The sequence below is a fragment of the Pseudomonas sp. SAR267 genome (assembly GCF_052077595.1).
Classification (GTDB): Bacteria; Pseudomonadota; Gammaproteobacteria; order Pseudomonadales; family Pseudomonadaceae; genus Aquipseudomonas; species Aquipseudomonas vlassakiae.
On sequence record NZ_JBQIHU010000003.1, the window covers coordinates 1 to 24,468 of the forward strand.

Consider the following 24,468-nt stretch of genomic DNA (forward strand, 5'->3'; position numbering starts at 1 on the left):
ACAGAACCGGATCTATGGCAGGCTCAGGCCAAAGGAAATGGCCACCGAGCGGACCGCGAACTTCGATTTCGTCACCAATCGCCGCGATGTCGTGAAAAAACGGCGAAACTTCGGCATCCGGCATGCGCTCGATAGCTATCTCGACGATCGGGGTCGAAACTGTCGATGACGCGATCGAGTAGCTGCGCATTGCACTGTAGCCGTCGGGCGCGGTCAGCCGGATATCGACGTGCTGACCTGCGGTGTGCGCGAACGGCTTGCTCAACCGAAGGAAGAAGCTCTTGATACTCGGTGTTTGCTGGATGATGTCGTCGATCACGCATGATTGCCACGAACGGACTTGCGCTTCGTTTTCAGTCATGGGTGTATCGTTGTTCGCGCCACGGATCGCCGTAGATGTGATAGCCGTGCAGCTCCCAAAAGCCGGCCTCGTCACGCGTCGTGAATTGCAGCGCATTCACCCATTTGGCGGATTTCCAGAAGTAAAGGTGCGGCACTAGAAGACGCGCCGGCCCCCCATGATCGCGGGAAAGTGGCTTGCCCGCATAACTGAGGGCGACCATCGCTTTCCCGGAAAGCAGATCCGTCAGAGGGACGTTTGTCGAATAATTATCGTAGCAGTGCGCCAAGACGAAATCGGTAGGCCGATCAAGCTCTGCATCTGCAAGGATGTCTTCAATGAGTACACCCTCCCAAACGGTATCCAGTTTGGACCAAGAGGTGACGCAGTGAATATCCTTTGTCACCTGGGGGGGATGCGGCGGAAATCTTGGACTACCTGGAGGTAGTTCATGTATTCATACGAAGACCGTATCCGAGCGGTCAAGCTCTACATCAAACTGGGCAAGCGAACCGGGGCAACTATTCGTCAGTTGGGCTACCCGACGAAGAACTCTTTGAAGAGCTGGCACGCAGAGTATGAGCGATGCCTCGACCTGCCGCGTTGCTACGAGAACTCGAAGTCGAAGTACTCACCGGCCCAAAGGGAAAAGGCTGTCGAGCACTATCTCGAATACGGTCGCAACATCGCCGCTACCATCAAGGCGTTGGGCTACCCCGCGCGGGATTCTTTGCGTGCCTGGATTTACGAAATGCACCCCGAGTTGCATACGCGTGTTGTCAGTCGATCAGACGGGTTAGCCCGGCCGCCAGCGGTGAAGCAGGCAGCGGTCATCGCGCTGTGCACGCGAAAAGAAAGTGCGAAAGCCCTGGCTCAAAAGCTGGGCGTGTGCAGGCCGACCTTGTACAACTGGAAAAACCAGCTACTCGGCCCAGAGGTATCCCCATCCATGAAGTGTCGACTTGAACCCTCATCGTCACCGGAACGAGAGGAGTTGCAGCGGCAACTCGAATCTCTCCAGCTCGATGTTCGCCGTTTGCAGCTTGAACATGACCTGTTGATGAGGGCGAATGAACTCATAAAAAAAGAGACGGGCATCAACCGGCAAGTCCTGACCAATCGGGAGAAGACATTGCTGGCTGATGCCCTTAGGCATAGGTACTCCTTGCTAGAGCTGCTTGACGCGTTGGGCTTGGCCCGAAGCTCCTATTTCTATCATCGAGCCCGAATGCAGGTCGCGGAAAAGTACACCGAAGTGCGTCGTGCCATGGCGGACATATTCGAGCGCAATCATCGTTGCTATGGCTACCGTCGGATGCGAGCTTCGTTGAGCAGGCAGCGTGTGCGCCTTTCAGAGAAGGTGGTGCAGCGCTTGATGAAGCAGGAGTGCCTAGTCGTCGCCAAGCCGAAACGGCGTCGATACGGTTCCTACCTCGGGGAGATCAGTCCGGCGCCGGAAAACCTCCTCAACCGCGACTTCACGGCCCTAGCTCCGAATGAGAAATGGCTGACCGACATCTCGGAGTTCCAGATCCCGGCAGGCAAGGTGTACCTGTCCCCCATGATCGACTGCTTCGATGGGAAGGTAATCAGTTGGTCGATCGGCACGCGTCCCGACGCCGAGCTTGTGAACACGATGCTGGATGCAGCTATCGAAACGGTGGCCAGTAACGATAAACGGCCTGTTGTTCACTCCGATCGTGGCGCTCACTACCGCTGGCCCGGCTGGTTATCGCGCATCGCTGATGCGAAGCTGATTCGTTCGATGTCGCGCAAAGGCTGCTCACCAGACAACGCGGCTTGTGAAGGTTTCTTCGGCCGACTGAAAACGGAACTGTTCTATCCTCGCAACTGGCAGTCAACGAGCATCGAGCAGTTCATTCAGGCCTTGGATTCATACATTCGCTGGTACAACGAAAAACGTATAAAGATTTCCCTCGGCGCGCTCAGTCCCATTGAGTATCGTGAAAGCCTGGGCTTAGCGGCATAACCAGTCCAAGTTTTTGTCCGCATCCCCACCCTGCCGATTGAAATTTGACCCAGGGCGGATTGCTGATTTTGTTACCAGCAACTGTGGATAAGTCTACCAGCGCAGCTGCTGTTGCCCCCACTCCTTCGCTAGCCCAGTTCAGTTGTTTAAGACCTGCCACACGCAGCCATGTAGCAGGCCGTCGTCGCCATGAAATCAGAACGGCTCATCGTCCTCCGGTTCCTGGCCGCCCTTACGCTTTCGCTCCCGTGATTTGATCTTGGCCTGGGCCGCCAAGCTACTGTGTTGCAGGCGATAGGACTCGTTACCGGTTTCGACGATGTGGCAGTGGTGGGTCAGCCGATCCAGCAGGGCGGTGGTCATCTTGGCGTCGCCGAACACGCTCGACCATTCGGCGAAGCTCAGGTTGGTGGTGATCACCACGCTGGTGTGTTCGTACAGCTTGGATAGCAGGTGAAACAGCAACGCACCGCCGGCCTGGCTGAAGGGCAGATAACCCAGCTCGTCGAGGATGACCAGATCCATGCGCAGCAGAGCTTGGGCGATCCGCCCGGCTTTGCCGTCGTGCTTTTCGCGCTCCAGCAGATTGACCAGATCGACCGTGGAGTAGAAGCGCACGCGCTTGCCGTGCCGGGTGATGCCGGACACGGCCAGCGCAGTGGCCAGGTGGGTTTTACCGGTGCCAGGCCCACCGATCAGCACCACGTTCTGCGCGGTGTCGGTAAAGGCCAGACTGGCCAGTTCGCTGATCAAACGAGCGTCTGCGCTGGAGGCGCTGAAGTCGAAGCCGGCCAGGTCGCGGTGCATCGGCAGCTTGGCCATGTTCATCTGGTGGCTCACCGAGCGCATGGCGCGATCTGTGTGCTCTTGTTCCAGCAGGTGTTCGAGCAGCCACTTGGACGAGGCTGTGTTCGACTCACCCTGCGCAGTCAACTCCGCCCAGGCCGTGGCCATGCCGTGCAGGCGCAGCTCCTTGAGTTCCGCCATCAAATCACGCATGACCGATCTCCTCGGTCTGGCCACGCAGGCGGTCGTAGCGCGCCGTGTTAGCGACGGGGGCTTCCTTGAGCGACAAGTGGGTTTCGACGCTGGGTGGTGGTTCGGTCGCGGCCAGGCGCGCCACGACATTGAGGATGTGTTCGGCGCTCAGGCTGCCGCTTTCCAGTACCAGCTCAACAGCCACCAGCACCGCATCGAGCCCGGCGACCGGTACGGCAGCCAGAACTTGCGCCATGATCCGGTCACCGCCGGCATGACGCCCCAGACCGTGCTTAAGCTGACGCAGCGGCGCCGGCAGATCAGCAAAGGGCGCGCCGTTGCGCAGCGCACCGGGCTTGCGTTCGATCAGCGGGAGGTAGTGCTGCCAGTCATAGCTGACCTGGTCGCGATCCAGCAAGCGGACATGGCTGGCGATCAGCGCGTCGTCAGCCACCACCTCGATTCGCGTCGGATACAAACGGCTGCTGACCCACTTACCCGCATACTCACACGGCACCGAGTAGCGGTTGCGCCCGACGCTGACCAGGCAGGTGCTGGAGACCCGCGCAGGCCGCTCGACGTAACCGTCGAATGGCGCTGGCACAGGCATCAGTTCAGCGCGCTCCAACTCCAGCACTTCGGCCACACTCAGCCCGCTGTATTGAGGGTGCGTCAGCTCGTTCCAAAGCGCGCGGCAGCGCTGGCCCAGCCAGGCATTGAGTTCCTCGAAGGAGTGAAACTGGCAGTCCTGGGCGTCTAGCCAGATACGCCTGCGGCTGTCTTGCACGTTCTTTTCAACGATGCCCTTTTCCCAACCAGCGGCGACGTTGCAGAAGTCCGGATCGAACAGGTAATGCGCGCACATCACCGCAAAGCGCGCATTCACCGCCCGGCCTTTGCCCTTATTGACCTTGTCGACGGCGGTCTTCATGTTGTCGTAGATGCCCCGGCGCGGCACGCCGCCCAAGGAGCCGAACGAGCGTGTATGGGCGTCAAATAACATCTCATGGCCCTGGCTCGGATACGCCACAAGCCAGAACGCACGGCTGGCACACAGCTTCAGATGTGCCACCTGCATACGCCGGTAAATGCCGCCGACCAGCAAGCCTTCCTCGCTCCAGTCAAACTGAAACGCCTCGCCAAGAGCAAAGGTCAGCGGCACAAAGGCCTGCGACGCCTTGCCCTGTCCCCCTCGCCAGGCACGGATAAACGCGGTGAGCTGGCTGTAGCCACCGTCATAACCTTCGGCTTTGATTTGCGCCAACAGCGCCTTGGCACTGCGCCGCTGTTGCTTGGGCCGCAGCGAATCGGCTTTTAGCGCCTGCTCCAGCGTGGCGTGAAAAGGGCTGAGTTTGTTGAAGATCGCGCGGCGTTGGTAGACCGGCGGCTTGGCCTCAGGTGCTCTGACCCACTTGCGAATCGTGTTGCGCGCCAACCCGGTGCGCTTGGCTATCTCATGCAGCGACAGCTTGTCGCGGAAATACATCCGGCGAATTTTGCCCATCATTTCCATACTGATCACCCTGTGTTCTCCTGCTCAAAAATTGAGCAGAAGCAGTTGAACACCTGGGTCAGTTTTCAGTCGGCAGAACAGCCTCTACTGGGTCAGTTTTCGGTCAGCGGCAACATAAAAGCCTTCTGGCTGATTGGTCACATGGGTGCGCGACAGGGCTCGGAAGATGCCATCAACACGCTCGGCCAAGAATTCAACACGGCGGGAGAGGAGGCTTTGAATCGTTGCACGCAGGTTGTCGAGATTGAACTCTGGCATATCCAGCTCAGGGTTCTCGCCACGTTTGTATTTGTGGTCGCGCCAGGCGTTCAGGGTTTTGTGCCATTGGCTACGGCGGGCCTGCGGCATGTGCTCCATAAGGTCGGTTTGATTGAGCGCACGCTGCCAATAGGCTGCGGTCAACTCGTTCAGCGCGCCCTCAAGCTGGAATATTTCGCCGAAGGCGCTGGTATGGCGAATGCTTGCGCTACGACCGTACTGGTCATTGCCATTACCATCGAAGAAATAACCCAGCACACCAGAAACCTTTTCCTGGGTGATGATCCCATGTACCTCAATGACACGGGCTTTCTCGCGCTCGTAATCGCCGGCTAGCAACGTCAGCGCGTCAAACTGAACGGGGGCAAAAAATTGGTCGATGACATCGCCATGAATGACTGCACTGGAATGACGGTCGTTCTCGAAAAGCTGCATAAGTGAAAACCTCCTTGGTTTCCACCAACTTCTCATTGTCCCGAAGAATCCCAAGCTGTCAGTCGATCACGACTTCTCTCGCTGAATCCCAGTCGCTGGGGGCAGCATCTCCAGTGGCAAAGGCAAATCTCATACCCACGGTCGGCCTGCCTTTCTTCATGAGGTATGCCGCAGCGCCTGCGCACATCGACTCGTGCCCCGAGGGTTCATAGTTCCCCTCATCGTCCCAGTTGCCACCCCGTTTTGAATGCACGGTCTTGTGACACTGGAAAGTCGAGTGATCATCCTCGATCAGGGTAGAAATAATCCCCTCCAAGCGCCCGCGGCTTAGCGGAATGGCTCCCTCCTTCAGGAACGGGCAATTCGCACATGGTTTTTTCAGTCGGTAGTGCTGCTTGATCGGATTCACTGAACCGTTTCCTTAGCGCGAAACATCAATGGCGAAAACCTCGACTGGATCTGCCCCAAAGTGCGGATGAACGATCGTCGTCAAGCGATAGCCCTTCCAGGGCAACACAAGTCTTCGTGCGTCATCTCCGCGCTTCGGATAGCCACGTGTCAGCTCTATCTGGTCGAAGCTCTGCCCCTCCAAACGCCGACGCCAATAGGGTGTGGCAGCCCGAAATTCTTCCGGCTTGACGCCAGCCTTGATCGCGTCGAAATACTCGCCTTTGAGTGGCAGCGTCAGGGTTCGCATGGAGCGGGTTCCTTTCAGTTCGTTACGGTCACGGGGTCAGGCGCTGGGTAGGTCACGTTAGTAACCGGCGCAGCGCTGTCGCGCAGTTTCCGCACCGGGCGGCCGTGCGCGGCGTCGGCATAACCCAGGCGGGCGATACGCTGCGCGCGGTAGACCAGGCCGAGCGGGTTGGGCCAGGGCCTGCCGGCTTCGTAGCGCTTGCGGCCGGCCATATAGGGCACGTCAATATGCAGCGAATCGAGGCCCGCCGACTCAGCGCACAGGCGGGCAATGTAGCGGTCTAGCAGGTCGGCACGCATGGGGCGAGTTCCCTCAGTAGCGGGCTGGATTGCCTTTGTACTGCCAGCGCTCGATCAGCGCCGCAGTCCATTCAGGCCCCAGGCGGGCCAGTGCTTCGGCGATAGTGTCATTGCTCTGGTTCAGCAGCTCGGCGCTGTTCGCGGCCAGTGCGACATAGAGGTATTCGCCACGACTCAGGGCACCAACACAGTCAAGGTCGCCCTTGGCCACGCGCAGCGCCAATGCGTCGAGGTAATCCAGTTGATCGGCCATTTGGTCATTCTCCTTCTGTGGTTGGGTGTCGCTATCGGTTGGGTTTGGGGTGTCTATTCAGAGCGTTCGCGTTCAATCCAAAGCTGATCCTGACTGAACACGATGTAACTGTCCCGAGCCTCGGGCACTACCTTTCTAAACTGCGCATCTGTCATGTCGTCGAGCCGACTGAGGTCGCCACTAGCGCTTAGCCGCTCAATCACCTCAGTGGTGAGCCCTTCGTAGCGATTGAGATAGACGATTGCATCCATCCCCGCACGTTTGGCGCTCGCGATAATGGATTTCCAGTTACCGCCGCGATCTTTGCTTCGGCGAATATTCTTCGCCTTCAGATAGGCTCGGATGACACGGGAACCCTTGCCTGCACGCATAGAGGCCTGTGCTGAGGTACCAAAATGAAGCCCACCGTCGACCGTTTTGCACGGATCAAGGGTGTCGAACTCCTCATTGGTTCGATGTTCCAGCAGCAAAGGAGAACCCGAGGAGTCAACCACCACGGAAGGGCTGAGCCATTTTTTGAAGTCATCCTCAGCCGAATCTAGCCCGCTGCGCATAGGTTTTCCTGTTGGAGAGCTACTAAGATGTATGGATTATCCCACTTGCCAGGCACAACCCAAGCACCTGGCCTGAAGCAGGATTGAACGCACTGGCTGCCCGGACAAGCGAAGAGTGAAAATGGGAAAAGATAAAATTCACTGGAGAATCAGCGCGGAGGATGTCCTGGCCGTTCTGGAGTATTACAACGCCGCTAGCCTGAAAGCCCAACAAACGGCGCTTTCTGGCACGGCGACCCAGCTTGAGAAATTGTTGGGAGGCCCACTGCATAAACTCCTCGAGCCGGAAGAGGCTGACGCGATCCGAAAGGCCGGAGAGATCGTCCGCTCGCTCAATATTCGAGTTGAGCACGCCAAAGAGATCAAACGCCGGGAGGAGAAGCAGAGGGAGGCCCGGATTAAGGCTCGCAAGGCCCTGATTGACGCCGAGGTTAGAGCTGCATTCCCGAGGCCACAGGCAACGGCGGAGGACGCAATACGGATTACAACGCTGGCGATGGCGCTTCACCACGAGAAATTCATCCTGGATTTCTATGATGTCCCAACAATGATAAGTCAGTACCAGGAGCGACTACAGCGAGCGCTCAAGGAAAAGGCACTGGGTGGCTACGTCGATTACGCTCATACAGACATCGTGCGCGGATTATCTGAAACCCTCGACTATCGGCAGAGTGGGAGTCCAAAGGCGGACATTGCGGCCGCACTTAGCTTGTGTGAAAGCTGGAAGCCAAAACACCGGACGGCGCAGGAGTTCCTGGAGTTTGTCCATCGTCAAATAGCGATTGAGCACTCGGCCAACGTAGAGAGATTGCCCGTCAAGAAGAAGCCGGCCGGCAGGTAGCCACAGCAAACCTTCTCACAGCAATTCAGGCTGAGCCTGAAGGCGGGTCATGATTCGGTTGTTCAAGGCCTGCCGGTCTTCGGCCATCCTGGCCTCTCTGGCGGCACCTACGCCGTTGAACTGGTTAACGACATAGATCAGGTACAGCGGGTCGCTCGGGCCTACCCAGGCGTTCCAGGCTGCACGGCATTTGGCTCGGGTCTCTGCATTCAAGGCGAAATACGCAGCTCGTGCTTTACGCCACACGGCGGCATGGTTCTGACGCATACGGTCGGTGACCTTGCCCTCGTAAAGGTCACGCAGACGCTTTTCTTCTTCCCAGCTGTGCTGGATCTCGCGAATCTGATCGCCGAAAAGTGGCAGTGATTCAGCTTCCCGCGCCTGTTTGCGCTCAAAGGCCTTCTTCATTCGCTCTGTGACAGTGCGTTTTTCCTGACGAAGCAGGTACTTCTTGAATCTCATGACCGACACTCCAGCGCCCGGCGGGTAAGAGCGGCCAGCAGCAATCCCAGAGCACACCAGGTGGCCAACATGAGTAAGCCGAGGAGGGCGATGCCAGCGGTGCCAAAAAGCCCGCCCAAAAGCAGCAGGAAGGCCTGAGGCGCGGCTGCGAACACCCCAGACCAGATCAGCGTGGCATTGGCCACCCCGGCTAGGAACATGAGCCATGCAAGGTATTCCGGCAAATAGCTCGACTTGAAAGTAGGGGACTGCATGAGGCAACTCCTTGTTGTCATTGGGGGATGCCCTCAGGCTATTTCCATTCCGCAATATCCCAAGCCAACAAAAAGCCCGGCGAACCGGGCTGAGATTGCGATATGTGCTTGTCCTCAAAATGCAAGTTCTTGCTGTCGGTCTGCGTAGCCGCACCAACGGGCGAAACAGTCGGGATTTCCCACCTCCATCTCTATGTTTCCGGCATAGCCGTGGGCGCGCGCGTCACGGATCAGCTCTGCGATAACTTCGGGGCTGTCTCCCATCTCGAAGCAGGTATCAAAAGTACGCTCGCCCAGTCCTTCAAACCCACGATCCCACAACTGGTAGCTGGTGATCTCATGCACGAGATTGTGGCGGTAGGCCAGCTGAACAAAGCGCACACGTGCTTTGAAGCCCGAAGCGGTTGAAAGGCCTACCTTCTCGCGTAGACCAAACAGTTCGTTGATGGTGGCGGTGGCGTAAGACATAAGGCGATCCGAGTTGTCGAGGAGATGCCAACAGGCTACGGCAGGAGCCGGGAATCCCAACCAGACTCAACGAGTCACGGAAGGGCCGACGCCAAACGGCGGCATGATCAGGATTCCGTAGACAGAAGGGGGCAGGGGATCAATTAGCACCTTGATGCCGGTGTATTGGGATGAAGGCCTCCCATCCAGAGGAAAAACGCTGTGGGGAATTTCAGGATCGGTGCCGAGCCACATCCGGGCGCGGTAGTCGATCCGGAAAAGCCCAACCTCGATCCAGCAGTGGGGAGAAACGGACCGACCAGTAACGTGCAGTTGGCCAAGCATGTCTTGGTAGGGTTTTGCGGTCACTTGAAGGGTTGCGTCACCAATACGCCTTTGCGTGCTCGGGTGCATCAAGAAACGCCTGAAAATCTGCCAGTTCCTTCGCTGCCATAGCCTCAGCATTGGGCGGCTCGATGACACTCCAGACCGAACGTCCTTCTTGTTGCTGAAGGTAATACCGATGGCGAGTGCAGCCCTGCTGAATCACTGTGCCTGGGAGTGCCATATCATTGAGATTTTCCACACCTTCGCAGATATCGACGCAAAAGGTATTTCGGCGAAAACTCATCGTCCCGCCCTGCCAAGGGCCGTCGATCAGTGGATGGTGGGTATCAGATGCTTTGGCGGCCATATTCCTTTCCTTCACTTTCGCGGGCGCGAAAATCGCGCCTCGCTCAGCTGCCTCGGCCCAGTTCGATTAGGGCTGGGCTTGGGGGGTACCTGGTGCGGTTTTCCTTACCAGCCGGCGTAGTTCGTGACCAGGTGACCCCAGTCGGACAGAGCCGAATGCTCGCGAAGAATTTTCAGTGCCTCGGCCGCGTGGATCTTTGTGGGGCAGCCGCCAGTCAGGAACATCTTGTCCTTCCCTTGGCGGTACAGGTGCATGATTGTCAGCGTCATCACTTGCTGGAGAGGAGTCATGGAGCGATAGGACTTGCGCATGGCCTTGAGTGCATCCGGGATCGCACTCCAGTCACCGGCCCAGTCATAGCCACGGGGACGCATGCTGTAGTGATCCCCATTGCTTGGGTATTTTTGATCGTGCCGCTCAAAACACCCTTGGAGCTGATACTTGTCGACGATGCCCCAAACAGCATGACCGAAGATGCGTGCTCGAGCATCGGAACCATCGAAGGATGGCAGTTGCGCACCGCATACGATGGCTAGTGCCGCATACTCTGCGTAATCCATGCTCGGGATCTTGTCGACCAGATCAACTAGGGCGTAGCTTGGAAACCGACCAGCAGCAAACGTAGGGTTCACAGCTGCGTATGCGGCCAGAGCTGCCGGCTGCTGGGAATGGTGAATGTAGGCTTCACTGGCCGTTTGCACGTCAGTCAATGACCACACGCCTTCAGCGACTTGGTGCACGCCAAAATCGGTCAACAGTTCCTTCGCATTTGCGACATAGTGTGCTGCTGTAACCATGACTCATCCTCTGGATTAGGCTCTTCTACTGGCTCAGCCCCGGCGAAGTCGGGGCTTGGGGGGCTGGGCGTTTTCCGTCAAGCGGCCGCTTGATCGGCCTGAGACATGATCGCCTTGGCAGCATGGTTAATCATGTAAAGCTGCGCGTAGAGGCTGTCGCACGTCTCGGTGACACAGTGCTCGTACCACTCTTCGCCTAAGCACAGCACTTCGGCATTGTCGCGCATGAACTGGTGTGCCTCTTCGGTGAAACCGATGTTCTCAGCGAGGTCAAAGAGGTCGTCCCAGTGCATCCAGCGATCATCGCCATTCTCCAGATCGCGGCGATTGGTCACGGTCAGGGCGCGGAACTCCCCCCAATGCTCACCCCGAACCAGGTCCGCATCCTGCGCCCAGGCTGGCAGGGCGTCCCAAATTTCCTCGGAGCAGTTGTCGTGCAGTTCCCGGCAGATGCTCGACACCAGCACCTGGCGGAACAGGGTTGTGCTGAATACCTGCTTTTTGTGGGACTCGTTGAGCTTGGTGTGCAGGTAGTAGGTGACGTCATCGCCCGCAAGGAACGATATGCCATAGCCCAGGCCGACACTGAACGTCAGGTCGCCGATATCGCCGACAACAGCGATTCCGAACCGGGTCATCATGATGTCGAAGGCATAGGCGGTGGTGCTCTCGGCCTTGCAACGCCAGACCTCAACGTCGGGCTGCTTCACCAGGCAGGTGTACTGGTGATTTTTGAGCTTTTCGGCGGCACGGGCCTTGCGCTCGGCCTCTGTCTGCCGGCGTTCTTCGATGTAAGCCGCTCGCGTTGTTTCAACATTCATGATCCGTTCCTTGACTGCATGTGGGTGACAAAAGATTCAGCTATGAGCGTACTGCGGCTAGCCGAAAACCCAATGGCTGGTTGAGCGACAGTGCGTTGCTCAAAGAAAAGCCCGCCGAGGGTAAGCCTGGCGGGCTCCGGTAATAAAACGAGCAGCTTCAGCGACACCACAGACGAGACAGGAGGGGGGGAGGAGTGCCTTGGGAGCGTAGCTTCTACCATGAAGCTGCCCAGGGCCTAATTTACCATGACTCGCTGCGGTCTTCTGCTCTCTCAGGAGAACAGCGATTTGATTGCCGAGAGAAGGCTTCGCTTTGGCGCTTCTGGTTTCACTGGAGTGCTTGCCGCGCGGTAGGCTGCCATCAGGTGAACATCGTTGGCCAACATCCGGTAGACGCACTGGTTTGCGTCTGGAGTCGGCTTATGCAGCTGGTACCCATGATGTTTGCTGATATACAAAGCAACCGCGGCACTGCGGGATCGGCCGGCCTGGCAATTGACAGCGATATTTTCCCCTCGATCTGCAATTTCCCGGATGCGCTCCCGCAGCACGTCAGCCTTGCTGCTGAGCAGGTAATCGACGTAATTCCGCTCAAAATCTGGCCCGTATATCTCAATGACTTCTTCGTCAAAGCCAGCATCAATGAAGTGGTGGTAGCTCACGCTCTTCCAGCGTGCTTCGTCGATGCAGGCCTGATCTTCAAGGCCATCAGATATCGATATCAGATGGCAGTCAGGGCCTGGCGAGTATGCTTCAGCCTCGCTGCGCGATAAGAAGGTGCAACTGGGTATGGTTCGGTGCATTTTTCTCTCCGTTGCCTCCGGCATGTCTACTGGGTTACCGAGGCCCTGAATTTCGATACATCGCTGCGCTGGGCTTCCACTACGTTCTGTAGTTTGCCGACATGAAACGCGGCAATGACCGGGCTCTGAAGAAAAGCAACACCGGGAATGGTGTTTGGCAGCAGCGCCGTAACCTTGGTATGCAAATGTGCCCGGATCGGCTCATACCATGGCGCGTAACCACCCTCTCTCTTTTGGCTCGGATTGCGGTAGATGGACTGGCCGTCGCCCTCTGGCAGCTTGAGCATTTTCCGACACTCCAGTGACTCGTAGCTGAAACAGCCGATTTTCATATCACCGTCCAAGATGCCTTGACGCAGAGCACTTACCTCGGACGTTGCGAAGATGAAGGACATGCCTAGCACGACCAGGAAGAAGCCGGCCACGCGCAGGCTTAGCAGTTGTCCTAGCCCATACAGCGCAAGTAGTCCCCCCATTACGGAGCCATGCCAGTAAAGACCAACTCGAGGGCTGAGGAACGATGCGTTCCGCATATCTTCGTTGGTGATTGGCACCTGGAAGGTCAACCAGGCGGATGCGAGGACGCAGATCGCCAGCCACGCGAAGATCAGCAAGCCAGCCGTCGCGATGACAATGCTCATGAGCTTTTCAGCCTGAGTTAGCAGGGCCTGCTTGGGCATATCGGAAGAGGGTATTTCTGTGGACATTGGTAGATCCCTTTTTCAATGACAAAGCCCGCGAGCTGATCAGGCTTGCGAGCTTCTAGTGTGGGAGGATGGATTACTTCTTGGCGTCGATGAACGGCAGGGTTCCGCCTGGAAGTACAGTGGTAGGCAGTACGCCGTTCCAGCGCTCGGCTTTGGTAAGCTCGACCAGACCGGGGTTGCTGCCCAGGGCGCGGGCGCGGGCGTCGATGGCTTTTGCTTCCGCTTCACCGCGCAGCTGGATGCTTTCCGCTTCGGCACGTGCGGCGGCCAGTGCCGAATCCGCGGTAGCCTGGGCCTGGGTGACGACAATCCGCGCCTGGATCTGCTCAGTGGCCAGTTGCTGCTCACGAGTCTTCACGGCAACCTCAGCGCGCATGCGTTCTTCGATCGACTTCTCGTAGGCGTCACTGAAGTCGATGTTCTCGACTTGCACACTGTCGATCACCACCGGCCCACTGATTGCGCCCTTGATTGCGGCGGCGATATCGGCAACCAGCTTGCCGCGTTGCTGTACCGCGTTGACGGCGGTGTACTGACCGAAGACGTTTTCTACCTGTGTCGGGACATGGCGGCTGATCGCCCTTGTCAGCAGGCCTTCCAGATCGGCGTAGCCCTTGTAGACATCCGCGACCTCGCCTGCCGGCACGTGCCAGCTGACCGAGACCGACAGCGTTGCAGCCTGCTGGTCACGGCTGTACGCCTGCAAGCCGTCCCACTTGGTGGCGTTGTTCTGTATCGAGATCGCTTTGGCGCTGTCGATGAAGGGGATTTTCCAATGCAGCCCAGGATCTGCCACCTCCATAAAGGCACCGTTGCGCAGGACGACTGCGCGCTCTTTCTCGTCGACGGTATAAAACGAACCCAGCAGCAGACCCACACCAATAACGGCCACAACGGCAATCGAGCCGAGAGCCAGGGGAGATCTGGAAGAGGATGAGAAATTGTTGAATTGCATACTGATGATCCTTGGTGGTTGGTCGGCGGATAGTTTGTTAGGTATTGGCTGAAGGATGTCCCGATTTCAGGCGGTTTTATCGCCTGAAAGCGGGCTATGCTGTTTGCGGTTGTGCGGTGTTTTTCTCCTCGGTTTCGGTCGAGTTGCATTGGCCACGCTATAGGCATGGCTGAAAAACCCAAGTCACCTCGATACGGCCGTCTACCTGGCTGATTGAGTCGTAGGGGCTGACAGCGCGAAAAAAAAGGCGACACAAATGGTCGCCTGAGTTCTATGGGCCTCCGTTTAGAGGCTCTTCAACACACCCCAGTGAACTGGACGGCGATCCGCCTTTTCCAGTGCCTCCGCTGCTACCGAGGCTTGCTCGTGCGAACTCCACACGCTGTCGGAGCAACGCTCAACTCCGTGCTCTTGGTCTCGGAAAATCAGGTCAAAGGTCGGAGCCTCATACTGGTCAGAGATATCCCGCACTACAAAGCGCTCGTGCTCGAGGTGATGTGTCTGTAGTGGTCTACTAACCCCGGACACCTTTTTAGGCGAGAATGCTCGCCATACAGAGGTGTTCGATGAGCAGACAACGACGTACTTTCACCCCGACTTTCAAGCGTGAGGCTGCCAGCCTGGTGCTCGACCAGGGCTACAGTTGTCCCGAGGCCGCCAGATCTCTCGATGTAGGTGAGAGCTTATTGCGCCGCTGGGTTACCCAGTTGCAGCTGGAGCGCGGGGGCGTTACGCCCACTGCCAAGGCGCTCACGCCGGAGCAGCAGACCATTCAGGAGCTTCAGGCCCGTATCAACCGGCTGGAGCTTGAGAAGAAAATATTAAAGGAGGCCACTGCGCTCTTGATGGCCGAGGAACACGGGCGCAGACGTTGAAGTCGATTCGGCAGTTGGCAAAGCACTACCCTGTTCAACTGTTGTGTTCAGTCTTCGAGCTACCCCGGTCTTGTTATTACGCCCACTTGGCCCGGCGGCGTCATATCGATGTCCGCCGAGTGAACCTACGCAGTCGTGTCAACGAGCTGTTCAACCAAAGTCGTGGCTCAGCGGGCAGTCGCAGTCTGGTTGCCATGCTGCGGGATGAAGGCGTTAACGTCGGGCGTTTCAGAGTCAGAAGATTGATGAAGGAACAAGGACTGATCAGCAAACAGCCCGGCTCTCATGCGTACAAGAAGGCCACGGTCGAGCGCCCCGACATTCCCAATGTGCTTGATCGCAAGTTCACCGTGGCTGCGCCAAACAAGGTCTGGTGTGGCGACATCACGTATATCTGGGCAGAGGGTCGATGGAGCTATCTGGCGGTGGTCTTGGACTTGTGCAGCCGCAGAGTGGTGGGTTGGGCGATGTCCGCCAAGCCTGATGCGGAACTGGTCGTCAAAGCGCTCGACAGGGCTTACGAGATGCGTGGCAGACCACAAGGCGTGCTGTTTCACAGCGACCAGGGCAGCCAATATGGCAGCCGTAGCTTCCGCCAGCGGCTCTGGCGCTATCGGATGACCCAGAGCATGAGCCGAAGGGGAAATTGTTACGACAATTCGCCCATGGAGCGGCTGTTTCGTAGCCTGAAAACGGAGTGGGTGCCGACAGTGGGTTACATGACGACAGCGTTGGCCGAGCAGGACATCGGCCGTTACCTCATGCAGCGGTACAACTGGATAAGGCCGCATCAGCACAACGGCTTCGTACCGCCGGCGGTGGCGGAAGAAAAACTCAATTCTGTGTCCGGGAATTGTTGACCACTACAAACAGTATTGGCCAATACTCAAGGCCAGGTTGATGGCCGGTGAATACCATCCTCAAGCAGTGCGAGCGGTTGAAATTCCCAAACCGCAGGGCGGCACACGGCAACTGGGAATCCCCAGCGTCGTAGATCGCCTGATCCAGCAAGCCCTGCAGCAACAGCTTACGCCAATCTTCGATCCACTGTTTTCGGACTACAGCTACGGCTTTCGTCCGGGCAGAAGCGCTCACCAAGCCGTCGGGATGGCCCGCGCTCATGTGGCGTCGGGGTATCGCTGGTGCGTGGAACTCGACCTTGAGAAGTTCTTTGATCGGGTCAACCACGACATCCTGATGGCCTGCATCGAGCGCCGTATTGAAGACAAGGGCGCGCTCAGGCTGATCCGTCGCTACCTCGAAGCCGGTGTCATGTCGGGCGGTATCGTCAGCCAGCGGCAGGAAGGGACGCCGCAAGGCGGCCCGCTCTCGCCGTTGTTGTCGAATATCCTGCTCGACGAACTCGATCGCGAGCTGGAGCGTCGGGGCCATCGCTTCGTGCGCTACGCCGATGATGCGAACATTTATGTCCGCACTCCTCGGTCTGGTGAGCGGGTGCTGGCCAGCGTCGAGCGCTTTCTGTGCCAACGTTTGAAATTGACGGTGAACCGGAAGAAGAGCCAAGTGGCAGAGGCTTGGAAGTGTGACTATTTGGGCTACGGGATGAGCATGCACCAGCAACCAAGGCTGCGCGTGGCAACGATGAGCCTGGGGCGCTTACGCGACCGACTCAGAATATTGCTGCGCAGTGTAAGGGCCCGCAAAGTGGCGACTGTCATCGAGCGAATCAACCCTGTCCTGCGAGGCTGGGCTGGCTATTTCAAGCTCAGCCAGAGCAAACGCCCACTTGAGAAAATGGACGGCTGGGTCAGGCACAAACTTCGCTGCGTCATCTGGCGCCAATGGAAACGGCCCTCAACGAGGGCGCGCAACCTGATGCGCCTGGGCTTGAGCGAGGAACGTGCCTATAAATCGGCCTTCAATGGCCGAGGCCCGTGGTGGAATTCGGGGGCATCTCACGTGAATCAGGCGCTACCGAAGAAACTATGGGCTAGACTCGGACTGGTCTCGATACTGGATACAATTAACCGGCTTAGCCGCATAACCTGAACCGCCGTGTACGGAACCGTACGCACGGTGGTGTGAGAGGACGGCGGCTGTGAAGCCGCCTCCTACTCGATTTCGCCATCTTGTTAAAGGGCATCGGTTTGGTATCATCGCAGGCATAGAGCGGACCTCAGGTCGAGCTCTCAAGAACCCCTCCAGCACAGAGCCCTCTGTGCTTAGAACTTAGCGCCATGCATGAGCATGTCCGCCAAGGCCTGAAACGTGTATGCGTTCAGGCAGTGTTCTCATCATGTATGTGATGAGTCACAAAAAGCAGAGCCACGCTTTCAAACCGGCTTAAAAATAGCACTCAAATTATCGACATCCAGGCAACTGGATATTGGTTTTTCTGCGTGCATAAAAAACCCGCAGCGGGGAGATTACTTCCCGCCAGGGTGGTTCTCCGTCTGCATCTTTTGCTAACGGAGAACACCATGAAAACTCTCATCGTCCTTACCGCTCTTGTTGTTGGTGGCATTCAACTTGGCTTCAAGGCGTTCGATGCAGGCATTGAAACTGCTCAGCAGTCTCACACCGCAGAAATGATCAAGGCACGTCACGCGCTTTGATTCAATAAGGCTCTTGGCAAAAAGCTTTCGGTTTTACTGGAAGTCTTTGCTTCGTAAGAGGTCGTCCCGATGTTTCATGTAAACGCAATTGACGCTGTTCGCAGCGCATCATCGTTGGCAGAAAAATCGAACTTTGCCTATGCGATTTATTCGCAGGCAAATGGCTTTATTGTTGTTCTTCTAACCCAGCCGAACGGCTCGGAGTTGGAAATAATTAAACCCTGACGGGGAATCCCGTTGGGACTCCTCGTCTTTTTGAGGAGTAAAAAAGATGTACAAGAAAATACTATTCGACTGGATTAAGGCTTCACTTATGGGCGTTGGCTGTAGCTTGTTGGCAGCCGCTTTTGTTTCCATCGTTACACCAGGGACGCATCCGCTTGTCGTATCGTTCTGTCTGGTGCTTGGCGTGGTAATGATGATCGCCGATTTGGTGGTATCCTTGATTACAGCGATGAGCAATCCGAAAGGAGAATGAAATGGACTCGATGCAGATGCTTGTTTACGCAATCGTAGGCGTTGTCGGTGCTTTGGCCCTAACCGGCGTGATCGGTTATGTGGTCGCTGACCGTCTCGACAAGAAGCACGGCACGAACATCAAGGCCCACTGAGCCTTCCCTCAGGGGTTGGCCCAGTGAACGGATTCAAGTCTAGCTTCGGCTAGACCGCTGCGTGGTCACCCTCCGTGGGTGATCCACCAGAGCCCTTCCGTGTGAAGGGCTCTGGGGATCACCCACACCTGGAGAGTTGAACATGACCGCAGCAAACGCACTATTCTGCCAAGAACTCAAAGAACTGATGGTCGAATCTGGACGGGTGTTCAAAGTCCCCGAGCAGATCGCCAGAACTGTTTCGTCCTCCGATCCGGATACCCGGTTCGTTAAATCATGGGCGGTGATTCATCGCTTGATCCCGAGTGATGGCCAGGTCTTAGTAGTGCCTGAGGCATGATCAAAAACACAGCGAGCCCCGGCCGGTGACCCCACCAGCCGGGGCTTTGCTTTTTCAGGCGATTTTGTTGCCTGAAACCGCGCCATCATTTCTCACCCTTCCCATAGCATCGAAGCATCCCCATTTTTGGACATGCGATCGATGCGACAACCACTCAAAATAACGCTGAGACGGCTGGTCAACGTGACCGTGATCGGCCTGTATCTCAACAGCATGACCTTCAACGCCTGGGCCGACGCTGTGACCGCTGGGTCTTCGGCCGGGCAATCTGTAGGCCAGCAGGTACTTCAGGTGTTCGATGGCGGGGACGCCTCGGTCACGCTTCAGGACCTGTTCCCTGAAACTGGAGACACTGCCTCGCTCGAGAACGTCTACGGCGACGATGTGAAGACGATCGATCTCGGGTTGCGAGCAAACACCCGTCTTCAGGCGGAATCGTCCTCGGAGGGAGAGGCATACCGAACCCTGATCGACAGCGGCAACCGCATGTCCGTAGACCTCTCCAACGACCCTATGCTCAATCAGGCTGATAAGGTTCGCTCCCCTGACTTCATGGATGGGTTTAAGCAGAACTTTGCGGACTGCACCTCTACCGAAGTTTTTGAGAACGTGACGAAAAACGCCCATGTTGCCAATTACAAAACATGTGAGCGCGTCGTGGATCAAGGCGGAAATGTCGAGTTCCTGCATGACTACAAGGTAGGTGTAATCGAATACGTTTCTGGGCAGCCAAACTTTCAGTCATGCGGCCGCGGCTGCTTGTATATCTGGGTCGGCACGGTAGGGGACAACTACTGGAGCGGGAACTGCAAAATCTATGAGGAGTACACCCGATTCCGCGTGATAGCCAAGGACGCCATCATTTCAGCAACCATCGACAGGGCTGTTTTCGACGACTATTTCCAAATCCTTTTCAATGACGAAATGCTTTGGACGCACACACCTGGTGTCTTCCCGCCGGAAACGGCTGGAAGCTGTGAACGCGGAACAAGCTGGAACGTAGCTCCGAACAAGGTGATCACTGACAAGTTCGGTAGTGATGATGACGTGATCACGTTCAAAACCCGCACCTCGGTTACCGGTGGTGGTGAGGGTTACGCCCGCATCAAGATCATTTATGACCCGGCAAAGGCGTTTGTCGATAATGGTTGGGGGCCGGAAGAGCGCCTGCCCATGTTCGACATGATCGAGGATGGGTTCTGCACCAACGCTCAGATGTCGTGCACGTCTATGCCGGCGGTGGACGCCAATGGCTGTACGGAAACCAATGGCGTTCGGATCTGCCGCTCTGACATGCCGCCATCCCCGCACCCGAGCATCGATCCACTCTGCAAGAAAGCCCAGGTAAGCGCCGAGTGTTCCTACTACAAGGGGAGTATGGATTGCTACACGGACGCCCAGGGTGTGCAGCGGTGCCCCTCAAATGATGGCGGTAACCTGAATACCTGCACCCAGTACGAGCAGAACCCCAGCTGCGGTTTTATCTCTCAAGGTTGTATTGATGGCGCAAAAGGCGAGACAGGCTCTTGCTATGCCTTCGAGGAGGTCTGGGACTGCGGTTATGACACCAGCTACGAAACTATCGTGAACACTGGGGCCCAAATCGAATGCCCTGGTGGGGCGCGCTGCATGGGCAGTGAGTGTTTCGACTCGTCGAACACGAAAAGCGGCGATTTTGCCTATGCGGTGGCCATGCTTCAGGTTGCTCAGTTTGCTGAGCACGACCTGGACTGCGGTGGTGATGGTACCGATATCAACGAGGCCAATGACTGCAAGGTGTTCAAAGGCGAGGCTATGGAGTGCAAGAAGGCGCTCGGGGGCTATGTTGACTGCTGCGAAGCGCCGGAAAGCGTAAGCATCTTCGACTATGTAAACCTGACCATGAACACTCTCAAGATGACCAGCTCACTTGAGGCATTGAGCAGGACAGGAAATCTCTTTGCGCCGGGATACTGGGCCGCGGGCACTGAAGCTGCCATGTCTGTCGGCTCCTCGGTTATCAAGGGCCAGTGGGGCACCATTGTCGATAGCGCCACTGCTGCGTTCAATGAGGGATTCCAAGGTGCAGCGATGGGACAGATTCAGCAATGGCTGATGCAGCAGGCCTATGATGCAATGGTTGAAATGGGGGCCTCTGCTGCTGCAAATGCGGTATTCGCTACAGGTGCAGAAGGCACCGCGACCCAGGGTACTGTTACTGGACTAAGCGCCAACGCTGCGATGGTAGTTAATATCATCGGCTGGGTTTATATGGTCTATGTGATTGTGGATCTGCTGATCAACATTATTTGGGAGTGCGAGCAGAAGGAGTTCGAGCTTGGTGCGAAAAAGGAAACCCGGCAATGCCACTTTGTTGGCAGCTACTGCGCATCCGAAGCACTTGGGTCATGCGTTGAAAAGCGAGAGGCCTATTGCTGCTTTGGCTCGGTTGTAGCGCGCATCATTCAAGAGTCAGCCCGTGAACAACTGGGGTTGGGATGGGGTGACGTAAAGTCGCCTACGTGCGAAGGAATTACGCCAGCTCAGATGGCGCAGATGGATTGGTCGCGTGTGGATCTGTCTGAGTGGATCGGCATGCTGAATCTTGCAGGGCGTCTTCCTACCGCTAATACAGTTTCCCTGGAGGATATTACCGGGAGTGGTAGTAAACTTCAGACAACAGATGGAGAAAAGCGTCTGAACACATTAGATAGAAACCTACAGAGGCTTGAGAATTTCGATGTAGACGCGGTAAAGAGAAAGGCAGAGGAAGGGCTGCGATAAAACAAGCCCCGCGCTGGCGGGGCTTTTTTTATGTGCGCCCAGCATGGGCGCAATCTTGTGGGTGAAAGTCCCGCCGTAAGCTGACCACAGCGAACGAAGTGAAGCGCAACTGCATGAGGGCGACCGAGTGTGGGGAGGAAGCGTGAATCGAAACCGCGAGCCGATGTACAAGAACCGGATACAAGGCGAAGCCGACCAGGGCGAGCGGGCATAAAACCGCGAAGCTCTTGTGGTCAAGGGACAATACGTTCACAAGTACACTCGCCACCCTAGGGATGGTGAAGCATCCACGAGCGGTACTAGAATTTTCAGCTTTTCGGTGCCGCCGCACGAATTCAAGGGGCAAGCATGGATTACGAACAACTGCCGAGGGCCGCCTTGGTCCGTATGCTGCAGGAGCATGATGCGGCGCTTGCCGATGCTGGCAAGAATGGCATCGTTATGAGTTACACCGGGCGGGCTGCTCCCTGGCAGATCATCCGCCAGGTCAAGCCGAAGCTGCATCGTATTATCAAGAAAGTATCCTTTGGAGAGGAAACCGCCCAGTCAGAGAATGAGATCTGGGACGGTGAAAACCTTTCTGCGATGGTCACGCTCTATAAATATCGTGGTCAAGTTGATCTTGTAGTAACAGACCCGCCGTACAACACCGGCGAGGACTTCCGCTATAACGACAAGTGGGACAAGGATCCAAACGATCCAGATCTCGGCGATGTAGTTCCTAAAGATGATGGGTCCAAGCACAGCAAATGGTTGCGCTTCATGACACCCAGAATCTGGATGATGCGTGAGATGCTAACCCCAGGCGGGGTTATGGCTATCTGTATTGATCATAGGGAACTATTTAGACTTGGCATGCTCATGGACGAAATCTTCGGCGAAGAGAATCGCATTGGCATAATCAATTGGCAGAAAAGCTATTCACCTCGCAGTGATAATAAGGGGGCGGCGGCGAAAACTGAGTGCAACACCTGACCTTTCCGGTACGGTGCTGTCCCTATGTCTTATTCCGAACTCAGCGTTGAAGAGCGCGCCACCATTCAAATCGGTCATGCCCAAGGTTTCAGCCTGCGCGGGATTGCCTGCTTGATCAACCGATCCCCTTCGACCATCAGCCGGGAGCTGCGCCGCAATCGAGATGCCTGTCGCGGCTACTCGGCCCGCGTGGCCCAGCAGCAGATGCAGGCCCGCCGTCAGGTGTGTCGACCGAAGCAAAAGCTGTTGCCGGGTAGCGAGCGCTTCGAATTGGTGGCGCATATGCTGCGTGAGCGTTTGTCTCCCGAGCAGATTGCCGGCAAGCTGCGCAGCATGAATATTCCCAGCCTCAGAGATGCCTACGTCTGTCGCGAGACGATCTATAACGCGATCTATGCCTTGCCAGTCGGCGAGCTGCGTAAAGAGCTGATCATCTGCCTGCGCCAAAGCAAGACGATGCGCAGGCCGCGCTCTGGCGGCGTGGATCGGCGCGGTCAGATCCCTGAGAGGGTCAGTATTCATGTACGTCCGCCGGAGATCGAAGACCGACTGATGCCAGGGCATTGGGAAGGCGACCTGATCAAGGGCAAGGCCAACGCCTCGTCTGTAGGTACGCTGGTGGAGCGCACCAGTGGCTACCTGATGCTGGTGAAGATGAACGACGCGACGGCGACCTCGGCGATGGAAGGCTTCAGTGCAGCGCTCAATGGCATGCCGCTGGCGATGCGCAAGAGCATGACCTACGACCAGGGCCGAGAGATGGCGCGGCATGCTGAAATCACCCAGCAGACCGGGGTGGCGATTTACTTCTGCGACCCGCACAGCCCTTGGCAGCGCGGCAGTAACGAAAACATCAATGGCCTGATCCGCCAGTACCTGCCCAAAGGCACGGACTTGTCGGTGCATAGCCAGGAGGAACTGGATGCCATCGCACTGCAACTGAACATGCGCCCCCGTAAGCGCTTCGACTTCAAGTGTCCGATCGAGGTTATGGACGAGGTGATGCAGGAAGCTATGGCTATGCGGCATGATGCTCCAGCTTCAATTCAATAACCGTGTTGCACTCAGCTCCTGTAACCGCCCACTTTAATGTCAGGAAGCTTAAGCTCTGTTAGTGTTTTGGCTATTCTCTCTCCTCTTGGAAGACTGGTTGAAAGAGCCAGGAATATTTCCAATAACCCATTAAGTCAATCCCTCTACACTGGGCGCACCGATGAGTTTGGCCAAATAGAGTTTGCTTTACGAATGATGCAAGCTGAAACAGGCGCCATAGTAGGTCGCATAGGTGATGCATCAAATCGGCTTAGCGAACACACCCGAGGCCTACTAAAGGATATTGAGTCAAGCAATGTACTTACAGTTGAGCAGCAGGCAGAGACAGATCAAATAGCAACGGCAGTAAACCAAATGGCGGCAAGCATTCAAGAGGTTGCGAGCAATGCACAGCATGCTGCAGATGCGGCCGGAAGAGCAGACACTGAGACGGCATCTGGCCAGCGTCTGGTAGCCCACACAAGCCAGTCAATCACTGCCCTTGAAGGTGAAATTAGGCAAGCCGCTCAGGTTATTCATGAGCTTGAAGGTCAAAGTAACGAGATATCAAAAGTTCTTGACGTTATACGAGGGATCGCCGAGCAAACGAATTTGTTGGCACTCAACGCAGCAATTGAGGCCGCGCGTGCTGGTGAGCAGGGGCGTGGTTTTGCTGTTGTCGCCGATGAGGTTCGCAGTCTTGCTGCTCGCACACAGCAATCGACAACGGATATTCAAAGCATGATCAGCGCTCTACAAGAGCGAGCGCAATCCGCTGTTACAGTCATGGAGCAAAGTAGTCGGCAAGCGCACACGAGTGTAGCTCACGCAGAGGAAGCAGCTACAGCTCTTGATGGAATTGGCCAACGCGTTAACGAAATTACCGACATGAACGCGCAAATAGCGACTGCGGTCGAGCAGCAGGGAGCAGTAAGTGAAGACATAAACCGCAGTATTATCAATATACGCGATGCTGCTGATACCAATGTACAGACCGGGCAGAATAATTTGCAAAGGGCGAAATCTGTCGCTCAGTTAACTAGCGCTCTGAGCGAACTGGCAAAACAGTTTTGGGAAAAACGAGGATAACGCTTTTCAGTATCTCGACAGGGATAACTTACTTTACCATCGGTTATCCCTTTTAGCCGCACAAATTTTAGCCATGGCTTTTCAGGAAGTCAGGGCTATCAGAATGGCC

At 56.5% G+C, this 24,468-nt stretch carries 32 protein-coding genes; 12 read left to right on the forward strand and 20 right to left on the reverse strand.

The window, feature by feature from the left end; all coding sequences use genetic code 11:
- Positions 1–361, reverse strand: a 361-nt coding sequence (locus tag ACTORR_RS28185; RefSeq protein ID WP_441343394.1) for an FAD-binding oxidoreductase, incomplete at its 3' end; no start/stop codon positions are given.
- Complete coding sequence (locus ACTORR_RS28190) at positions 354–746, reverse strand: molybdopterin-dependent oxidoreductase (protein WP_441343395.1); 393 nt, start codon at positions 744–746, stop codon at positions 354–356. The genes ACTORR_RS28190 and ACTORR_RS28185, both read right to left, overlap by 8 nt.
- A 45-nt stretch (positions 747–791) precedes the next feature.
- On the opposite strand from ACTORR_RS28190, the gene ACTORR_RS28195 reads away from it, so the two are divergent.
- Positions 792–2,330, forward strand: coding sequence for an IS3 family transposase (locus tag ACTORR_RS28195; RefSeq protein WP_039615185.1), 1,539 nt, complete (start codon positions 792–794; stop codon positions 2,328–2,330).
- 195 nt (positions 2,331–2,525) lie between these two features.
- Here the strand turns inward: ACTORR_RS28195 and istB are convergent, their stop codons facing one another.
- The 8 genes from istB to ACTORR_RS28235 form a co-directional block, all read right to left on the reverse strand.
- Entirely contained in the window at positions 2,526–3,329 is an 804-nt protein-coding gene (istB, locus tag ACTORR_RS28200) for an IS21-like element ISPst3 family helper ATPase IstB (RefSeq protein WP_010454871.1), read from the reverse strand.
- Positions 3,322–4,821 carry an IS21-like element ISPst3 family transposase gene (gene istA, locus ACTORR_RS28205; protein ID WP_024012635.1) on the reverse strand — a complete coding sequence of 500 codons (1,500 nt, stop codon included), beginning with the start codon at positions 4,819–4,821 and terminating at the stop codon, positions 3,322–3,324. The genes istB and istA overlap by 8 nt, the downstream gene beginning before the upstream one ends.
- 84 nt (positions 4,822–4,905) lie before the next feature.
- Positions 4,906–5,514 (reverse strand): DUF4942 domain-containing protein, encoded by a 609-nt coding sequence (locus ACTORR_RS28210; RefSeq protein WP_441343396.1) that lies wholly within the window; start codon positions 5,512–5,514, stop codon positions 4,906–4,908.
- Between the two features lie 58 nt (positions 5,515–5,572).
- Positions 5,573–5,923: a hypothetical protein gene (locus ACTORR_RS28215; RefSeq protein WP_169838419.1), complete on the reverse strand. Its 351-nt coding sequence runs from the start codon at positions 5,921–5,923 to the stop codon at positions 5,573–5,575.
- A gap of 12 nt (positions 5,924–5,935) precedes the next feature.
- Positions 5,936–6,211 (reverse strand): hypothetical protein, encoded by a 276-nt coding sequence (locus ACTORR_RS28220; RefSeq protein WP_033045049.1) that lies wholly within the window; start codon positions 6,209–6,211, stop codon positions 5,936–5,938.
- Between the two features lie 14 nt (positions 6,212–6,225).
- Positions 6,226–6,510 (reverse strand): hypothetical protein, encoded by a 285-nt coding sequence (locus tag ACTORR_RS28225; protein ID WP_102685589.1) that lies wholly within the window; start codon positions 6,508–6,510, stop codon positions 6,226–6,228.
- Positions 6,511–6,523: 13 nt separating this feature from the next.
- Positions 6,524–6,763, reverse strand: coding sequence for a hypothetical protein (locus ACTORR_RS28230; RefSeq protein WP_033045051.1), 240 nt, complete (start codon positions 6,761–6,763; stop codon positions 6,524–6,526).
- 53 nt (positions 6,764–6,816) lie between these two features.
- Positions 6,817–7,317, reverse strand: coding sequence for a hypothetical protein (locus tag ACTORR_RS28235; protein ID WP_169838420.1), 501 nt, complete (start codon positions 7,315–7,317; stop codon positions 6,817–6,819).
- 121 nt (positions 7,318–7,438) lie between these two features.
- On the opposite strand from ACTORR_RS28235, the gene ACTORR_RS28240 reads away from it, so the two are divergent.
- Positions 7,439–8,158 (forward strand): hypothetical protein, encoded by a 720-nt coding sequence (locus ACTORR_RS28240; protein WP_441343398.1) that lies wholly within the window; start codon positions 7,439–7,441, stop codon positions 8,156–8,158.
- Positions 8,159–8,173: 15 nt separating this feature from the next.
- On the opposite strand, the gene ACTORR_RS28245 is transcribed toward ACTORR_RS28240, so the two are convergent.
- The 10 genes from ACTORR_RS28245 to ACTORR_RS28290 all read right to left on the reverse strand — a co-directional run bounded on the left by ACTORR_RS28245 (position 8,174) and on the right by ACTORR_RS28290 (position 14,098).
- Complete coding sequence (locus tag ACTORR_RS28245; RefSeq protein WP_441343399.1) at positions 8,174–8,620, reverse strand: hypothetical protein; 447 nt, start codon at positions 8,618–8,620, stop codon at positions 8,174–8,176.
- Positions 8,617–8,874, reverse strand: coding sequence for a hypothetical protein (locus ACTORR_RS28250; protein ID WP_441343400.1), 258 nt, complete (start codon positions 8,872–8,874; stop codon positions 8,617–8,619). The genes ACTORR_RS28245 and ACTORR_RS28250 overlap by 4 nt, the downstream gene beginning before the upstream one ends.
- A gap of 114 nt (positions 8,875–8,988) precedes the next feature.
- On the reverse strand, positions 8,989–9,342 hold the full coding sequence (locus tag ACTORR_RS28255) for a hypothetical protein (protein ID WP_441343401.1): 354 nt from the start codon (positions 9,340–9,342) through the stop codon (positions 8,989–8,991).
- A 66-nt stretch (positions 9,343–9,408) separates the two neighbouring features.
- Complete coding sequence (locus tag ACTORR_RS28260) at positions 9,409–9,735, reverse strand: hypothetical protein (RefSeq protein WP_441343402.1); 327 nt, start codon at positions 9,733–9,735, stop codon at positions 9,409–9,411.
- Positions 9,704–10,015, reverse strand: coding sequence for a hypothetical protein (locus ACTORR_RS28265; RefSeq protein ID WP_169715572.1), 312 nt, complete (start codon positions 10,013–10,015; stop codon positions 9,704–9,706). Before ACTORR_RS28265 ends, ACTORR_RS28260 begins: the two co-directional genes overlap by 32 nt.
- 104 nt (positions 10,016–10,119) lie before the next feature.
- Complete coding sequence (locus ACTORR_RS28270; RefSeq protein ID WP_047297023.1) at positions 10,120–10,812, reverse strand: hypothetical protein; 693 nt, start codon at positions 10,810–10,812, stop codon at positions 10,120–10,122.
- 77 nt (positions 10,813–10,889) lie between these two features.
- Positions 10,890–11,633, reverse strand: coding sequence for a hypothetical protein (locus ACTORR_RS28275; RefSeq protein ID WP_441343404.1), 744 nt, complete (start codon positions 11,631–11,633; stop codon positions 10,890–10,892).
- A gap of 272 nt (positions 11,634–11,905) precedes the next feature.
- Positions 11,906–12,436: a hypothetical protein gene (locus ACTORR_RS28280; protein ID WP_441344144.1), complete on the reverse strand. Its 531-nt coding sequence runs from the start codon at positions 12,434–12,436 to the stop codon at positions 11,906–11,908.
- A 26-nt stretch (positions 12,437–12,462) separates the two neighbouring features.
- On the reverse strand, positions 12,463–13,143 hold the full coding sequence (locus ACTORR_RS28285) for a hypothetical protein (RefSeq protein WP_441344145.1): 681 nt from the start codon (positions 13,141–13,143) through the stop codon (positions 12,463–12,465).
- A gap of 73 nt (positions 13,144–13,216) precedes the next feature.
- Positions 13,217–14,098, reverse strand: coding sequence for a prohibitin family protein (locus tag ACTORR_RS28290; RefSeq protein ID WP_060763796.1), 882 nt, complete (start codon positions 14,096–14,098; stop codon positions 13,217–13,219).
- Between the two features lie 566 nt (positions 14,099–14,664).
- On the opposite strand from ACTORR_RS28290, the gene ACTORR_RS28295 reads away from it, so the two are divergent.
- The 10 genes from ACTORR_RS28295 (at position 14,665) to ACTORR_RS28340 (ending at position 24,359) form a co-directional block, all read left to right on the forward strand.
- A protein-coding gene (locus ACTORR_RS28295) for an IS3 family transposase (RefSeq protein ID WP_441343407.1) occupies positions 14,665–15,833 on the forward strand; the annotation gives its coding sequence in 2 pieces (ribosomal slippage) (positions 14,665–14,926 and positions 14,926–15,833; 1,170 coding nt in all).
- The gene (gene ltrA, locus ACTORR_RS28300) at positions 15,811–16,983 is read left to right on the forward strand and encodes a group II intron reverse transcriptase/maturase (protein ID WP_441344112.1); all 1,173 of its coding nucleotides are present in this window, start codon (positions 15,811–15,813) and stop codon (positions 16,981–16,983) included. The genes ACTORR_RS28295 and ltrA overlap by 23 nt, the downstream gene beginning before the upstream one ends.
- 431 nt (positions 16,984–17,414) lie before the next feature.
- On the forward strand, positions 17,415–17,549 hold the full coding sequence (locus ACTORR_RS28305) for a hypothetical protein (protein ID WP_262384244.1): 135 nt from the start codon (positions 17,415–17,417) through the stop codon (positions 17,547–17,549).
- Between the two features lie 271 nt (positions 17,550–17,820).
- Positions 17,821–18,027: a hypothetical protein gene (locus ACTORR_RS28310; protein WP_011077965.1), complete on the forward strand. Its 207-nt coding sequence runs from the start codon at positions 17,821–17,823 to the stop codon at positions 18,025–18,027.
- A 1-nt stretch (position 18,028) separates the two neighbouring features.
- Positions 18,029–18,160: a hypothetical protein gene (locus tag ACTORR_RS28315; protein WP_255311629.1), complete on the forward strand. Its 132-nt coding sequence runs from the start codon at positions 18,029–18,031 to the stop codon at positions 18,158–18,160.
- Positions 18,161–18,302: 142 nt separating this feature from the next.
- A complete protein-coding gene (locus ACTORR_RS28320; RefSeq protein ID WP_013100883.1) occupies positions 18,303–18,500 on the forward strand; it encodes a hypothetical protein in 198 nt (65 codons plus the stop codon).
- 141 nt (positions 18,501–18,641) lie between these two features.
- Positions 18,642–21,263 carry a conjugal transfer mating pair stabilization protein TraN gene (gene traN, locus ACTORR_RS28325; protein ID WP_441343408.1) on the forward strand — a complete coding sequence of 874 codons (2,622 nt, stop codon included), beginning with the start codon at positions 18,642–18,644 and terminating at the stop codon, positions 21,261–21,263.
- Between the two features lie 348 nt (positions 21,264–21,611).
- The gene (locus ACTORR_RS28330; protein WP_003465024.1) at positions 21,612–22,238 is read left to right on the forward strand and encodes a DNA methyltransferase; all 627 of its coding nucleotides are present in this window, start codon (positions 21,612–21,614) and stop codon (positions 22,236–22,238) included.
- 24 nt (positions 22,239–22,262) lie between these two features.
- Complete coding sequence (locus ACTORR_RS28335; RefSeq protein WP_441343409.1) at positions 22,263–23,291, forward strand: IS30 family transposase; 1,029 nt, start codon at positions 22,263–22,265, stop codon at positions 23,289–23,291.
- Between the two features lie 36 nt (positions 23,292–23,327).
- Positions 23,328–24,359: a methyl-accepting chemotaxis protein gene (locus ACTORR_RS28340; RefSeq protein ID WP_075723273.1), complete on the forward strand. Its 1,032-nt coding sequence runs from the start codon at positions 23,328–23,330 to the stop codon at positions 24,357–24,359.
- Positions 24,360–24,468: the final 109 nt, after the last annotated feature.

What these genes read in the sequence shown, in the direction of transcription:
- ACTORR_RS28340 (WP_075723273.1), top strand. Translation starts at nt 23,328, where the DNA reads ATGTCAGGAAGCTTAAGCTCTGTTAGTGTTTTGGCTATTCTCTCTCCT.
- ACTORR_RS28270 (WP_047297023.1), bottom strand. Translation starts at nt 10,812, where the DNA reads ATGGTTACAGCAGCACACTATGTCGCAAATGCGAAGGAACTGTTGACC.
- ACTORR_RS28235 (WP_169838420.1), bottom strand. Translation starts at nt 7,317, where the DNA reads ATGCGCAGCGGGCTAGATTCGGCTGAGGATGACTTCAAAAAATGGCTC.
- ACTORR_RS28290 (WP_060763796.1), bottom strand. Translation starts at nt 14,098, where the DNA reads ATGCAATTCAACAATTTCTCATCCTCTTCCAGATCTCCCCTGGCTCTC.
- ACTORR_RS28195 (WP_039615185.1), top strand. Translation starts at nt 792, where the DNA reads ATGTATTCATACGAAGACCGTATCCGAGCGGTCAAGCTCTACATCAAA.
- ACTORR_RS28315 (WP_255311629.1), top strand. Translation starts at nt 18,029, where the DNA reads ATGGACTCGATGCAGATGCTTGTTTACGCAATCGTAGGCGTTGTCGGT.
- ACTORR_RS28240 (WP_441343398.1), top strand. Translation starts at nt 7,439, where the DNA reads ATGGGAAAAGATAAAATTCACTGGAGAATCAGCGCGGAGGATGTCCTG.
- istA (WP_024012635.1), bottom strand. Translation starts at nt 4,821, where the DNA reads ATGGAAATGATGGGCAAAATTCGCCGGATGTATTTCCGCGACAAGCTG.
- ACTORR_RS28230 (WP_033045051.1), bottom strand. Translation starts at nt 6,763, where the DNA reads ATGGCCGATCAACTGGATTACCTCGACGCATTGGCGCTGCGCGTGGCC.
- ACTORR_RS28320 (WP_013100883.1), top strand. Translation starts at nt 18,303, where the DNA reads ATGACCGCAGCAAACGCACTATTCTGCCAAGAACTCAAAGAACTGATG.
- ACTORR_RS28310 (WP_011077965.1), top strand. Translation starts at nt 17,821, where the DNA reads ATGTACAAGAAAATACTATTCGACTGGATTAAGGCTTCACTTATGGGC.
- ACTORR_RS28260 (WP_441343402.1), bottom strand. Translation starts at nt 9,735, where the DNA reads ATGCACCCGAGCACGCAAAGGCGTATTGGTGACGCAACCCTTCAAGTG.
- ACTORR_RS28280 (WP_441344144.1), bottom strand. Translation starts at nt 12,436, where the DNA reads ATGCACCGAACCATACCCAGTTGCACCTTCTTATCGCGCAGCGAGGCT.
- ACTORR_RS28245 (WP_441343399.1), bottom strand. Translation starts at nt 8,620, where the DNA reads ATGAGATTCAAGAAGTACCTGCTTCGTCAGGAAAAACGCACTGTCACA.
- ACTORR_RS28255 (WP_441343401.1), bottom strand. Translation starts at nt 9,342, where the DNA reads ATGTCTTACGCCACCGCCACCATCAACGAACTGTTTGGTCTACGCGAG.
- ACTORR_RS28335 (WP_441343409.1), top strand. Translation starts at nt 22,263, where the DNA reads ATGTCTTATTCCGAACTCAGCGTTGAAGAGCGCGCCACCATTCAAATC.
- ACTORR_RS28275 (WP_441343404.1), bottom strand. Translation starts at nt 11,633, where the DNA reads ATGAATGTTGAAACAACGCGAGCGGCTTACATCGAAGAACGCCGGCAG.
- ACTORR_RS28285 (WP_441344145.1), bottom strand. Translation starts at nt 13,143, where the DNA reads ATGTCCACAGAAATACCCTCTTCCGATATGCCCAAGCAGGCCCTGCTA.
- ACTORR_RS28265 (WP_169715572.1), bottom strand. Translation starts at nt 10,015, where the DNA reads ATGGCCGCCAAAGCATCTGATACCCACCATCCACTGATCGACGGCCCT.
- traN (WP_441343408.1), top strand. Translation starts at nt 18,642, where the DNA reads ATGCGACAACCACTCAAAATAACGCTGAGACGGCTGGTCAACGTGACC.
- ACTORR_RS28225 (WP_102685589.1), bottom strand. Translation starts at nt 6,510, where the DNA reads ATGCGTGCCGACCTGCTAGACCGCTACATTGCCCGCCTGTGCGCTGAG.
- ACTORR_RS28330 (WP_003465024.1), top strand. Translation starts at nt 21,612, where the DNA reads ATGGATTACGAACAACTGCCGAGGGCCGCCTTGGTCCGTATGCTGCAG.
- ACTORR_RS28220 (WP_033045049.1), bottom strand. Translation starts at nt 6,211, where the DNA reads ATGCGAACCCTGACGCTGCCACTCAAAGGCGAGTATTTCGACGCGATC.
- ACTORR_RS28250 (WP_441343400.1), bottom strand. Translation starts at nt 8,874, where the DNA reads ATGCAGTCCCCTACTTTCAAGTCGAGCTATTTGCCGGAATACCTTGCA.
- istB (WP_010454871.1), bottom strand. Translation starts at nt 3,329, where the DNA reads ATGCGTGATTTGATGGCGGAACTCAAGGAGCTGCGCCTGCACGGCATG.
- ACTORR_RS28210 (WP_441343396.1), bottom strand. Translation starts at nt 5,514, where the DNA reads ATGCAGCTTTTCGAGAACGACCGTCATTCCAGTGCAGTCATTCATGGC.
- ACTORR_RS28305 (WP_262384244.1), top strand. Translation starts at nt 17,415, where the DNA reads ATGAAAACTCTCATCGTCCTTACCGCTCTTGTTGTTGGTGGCATTCAA.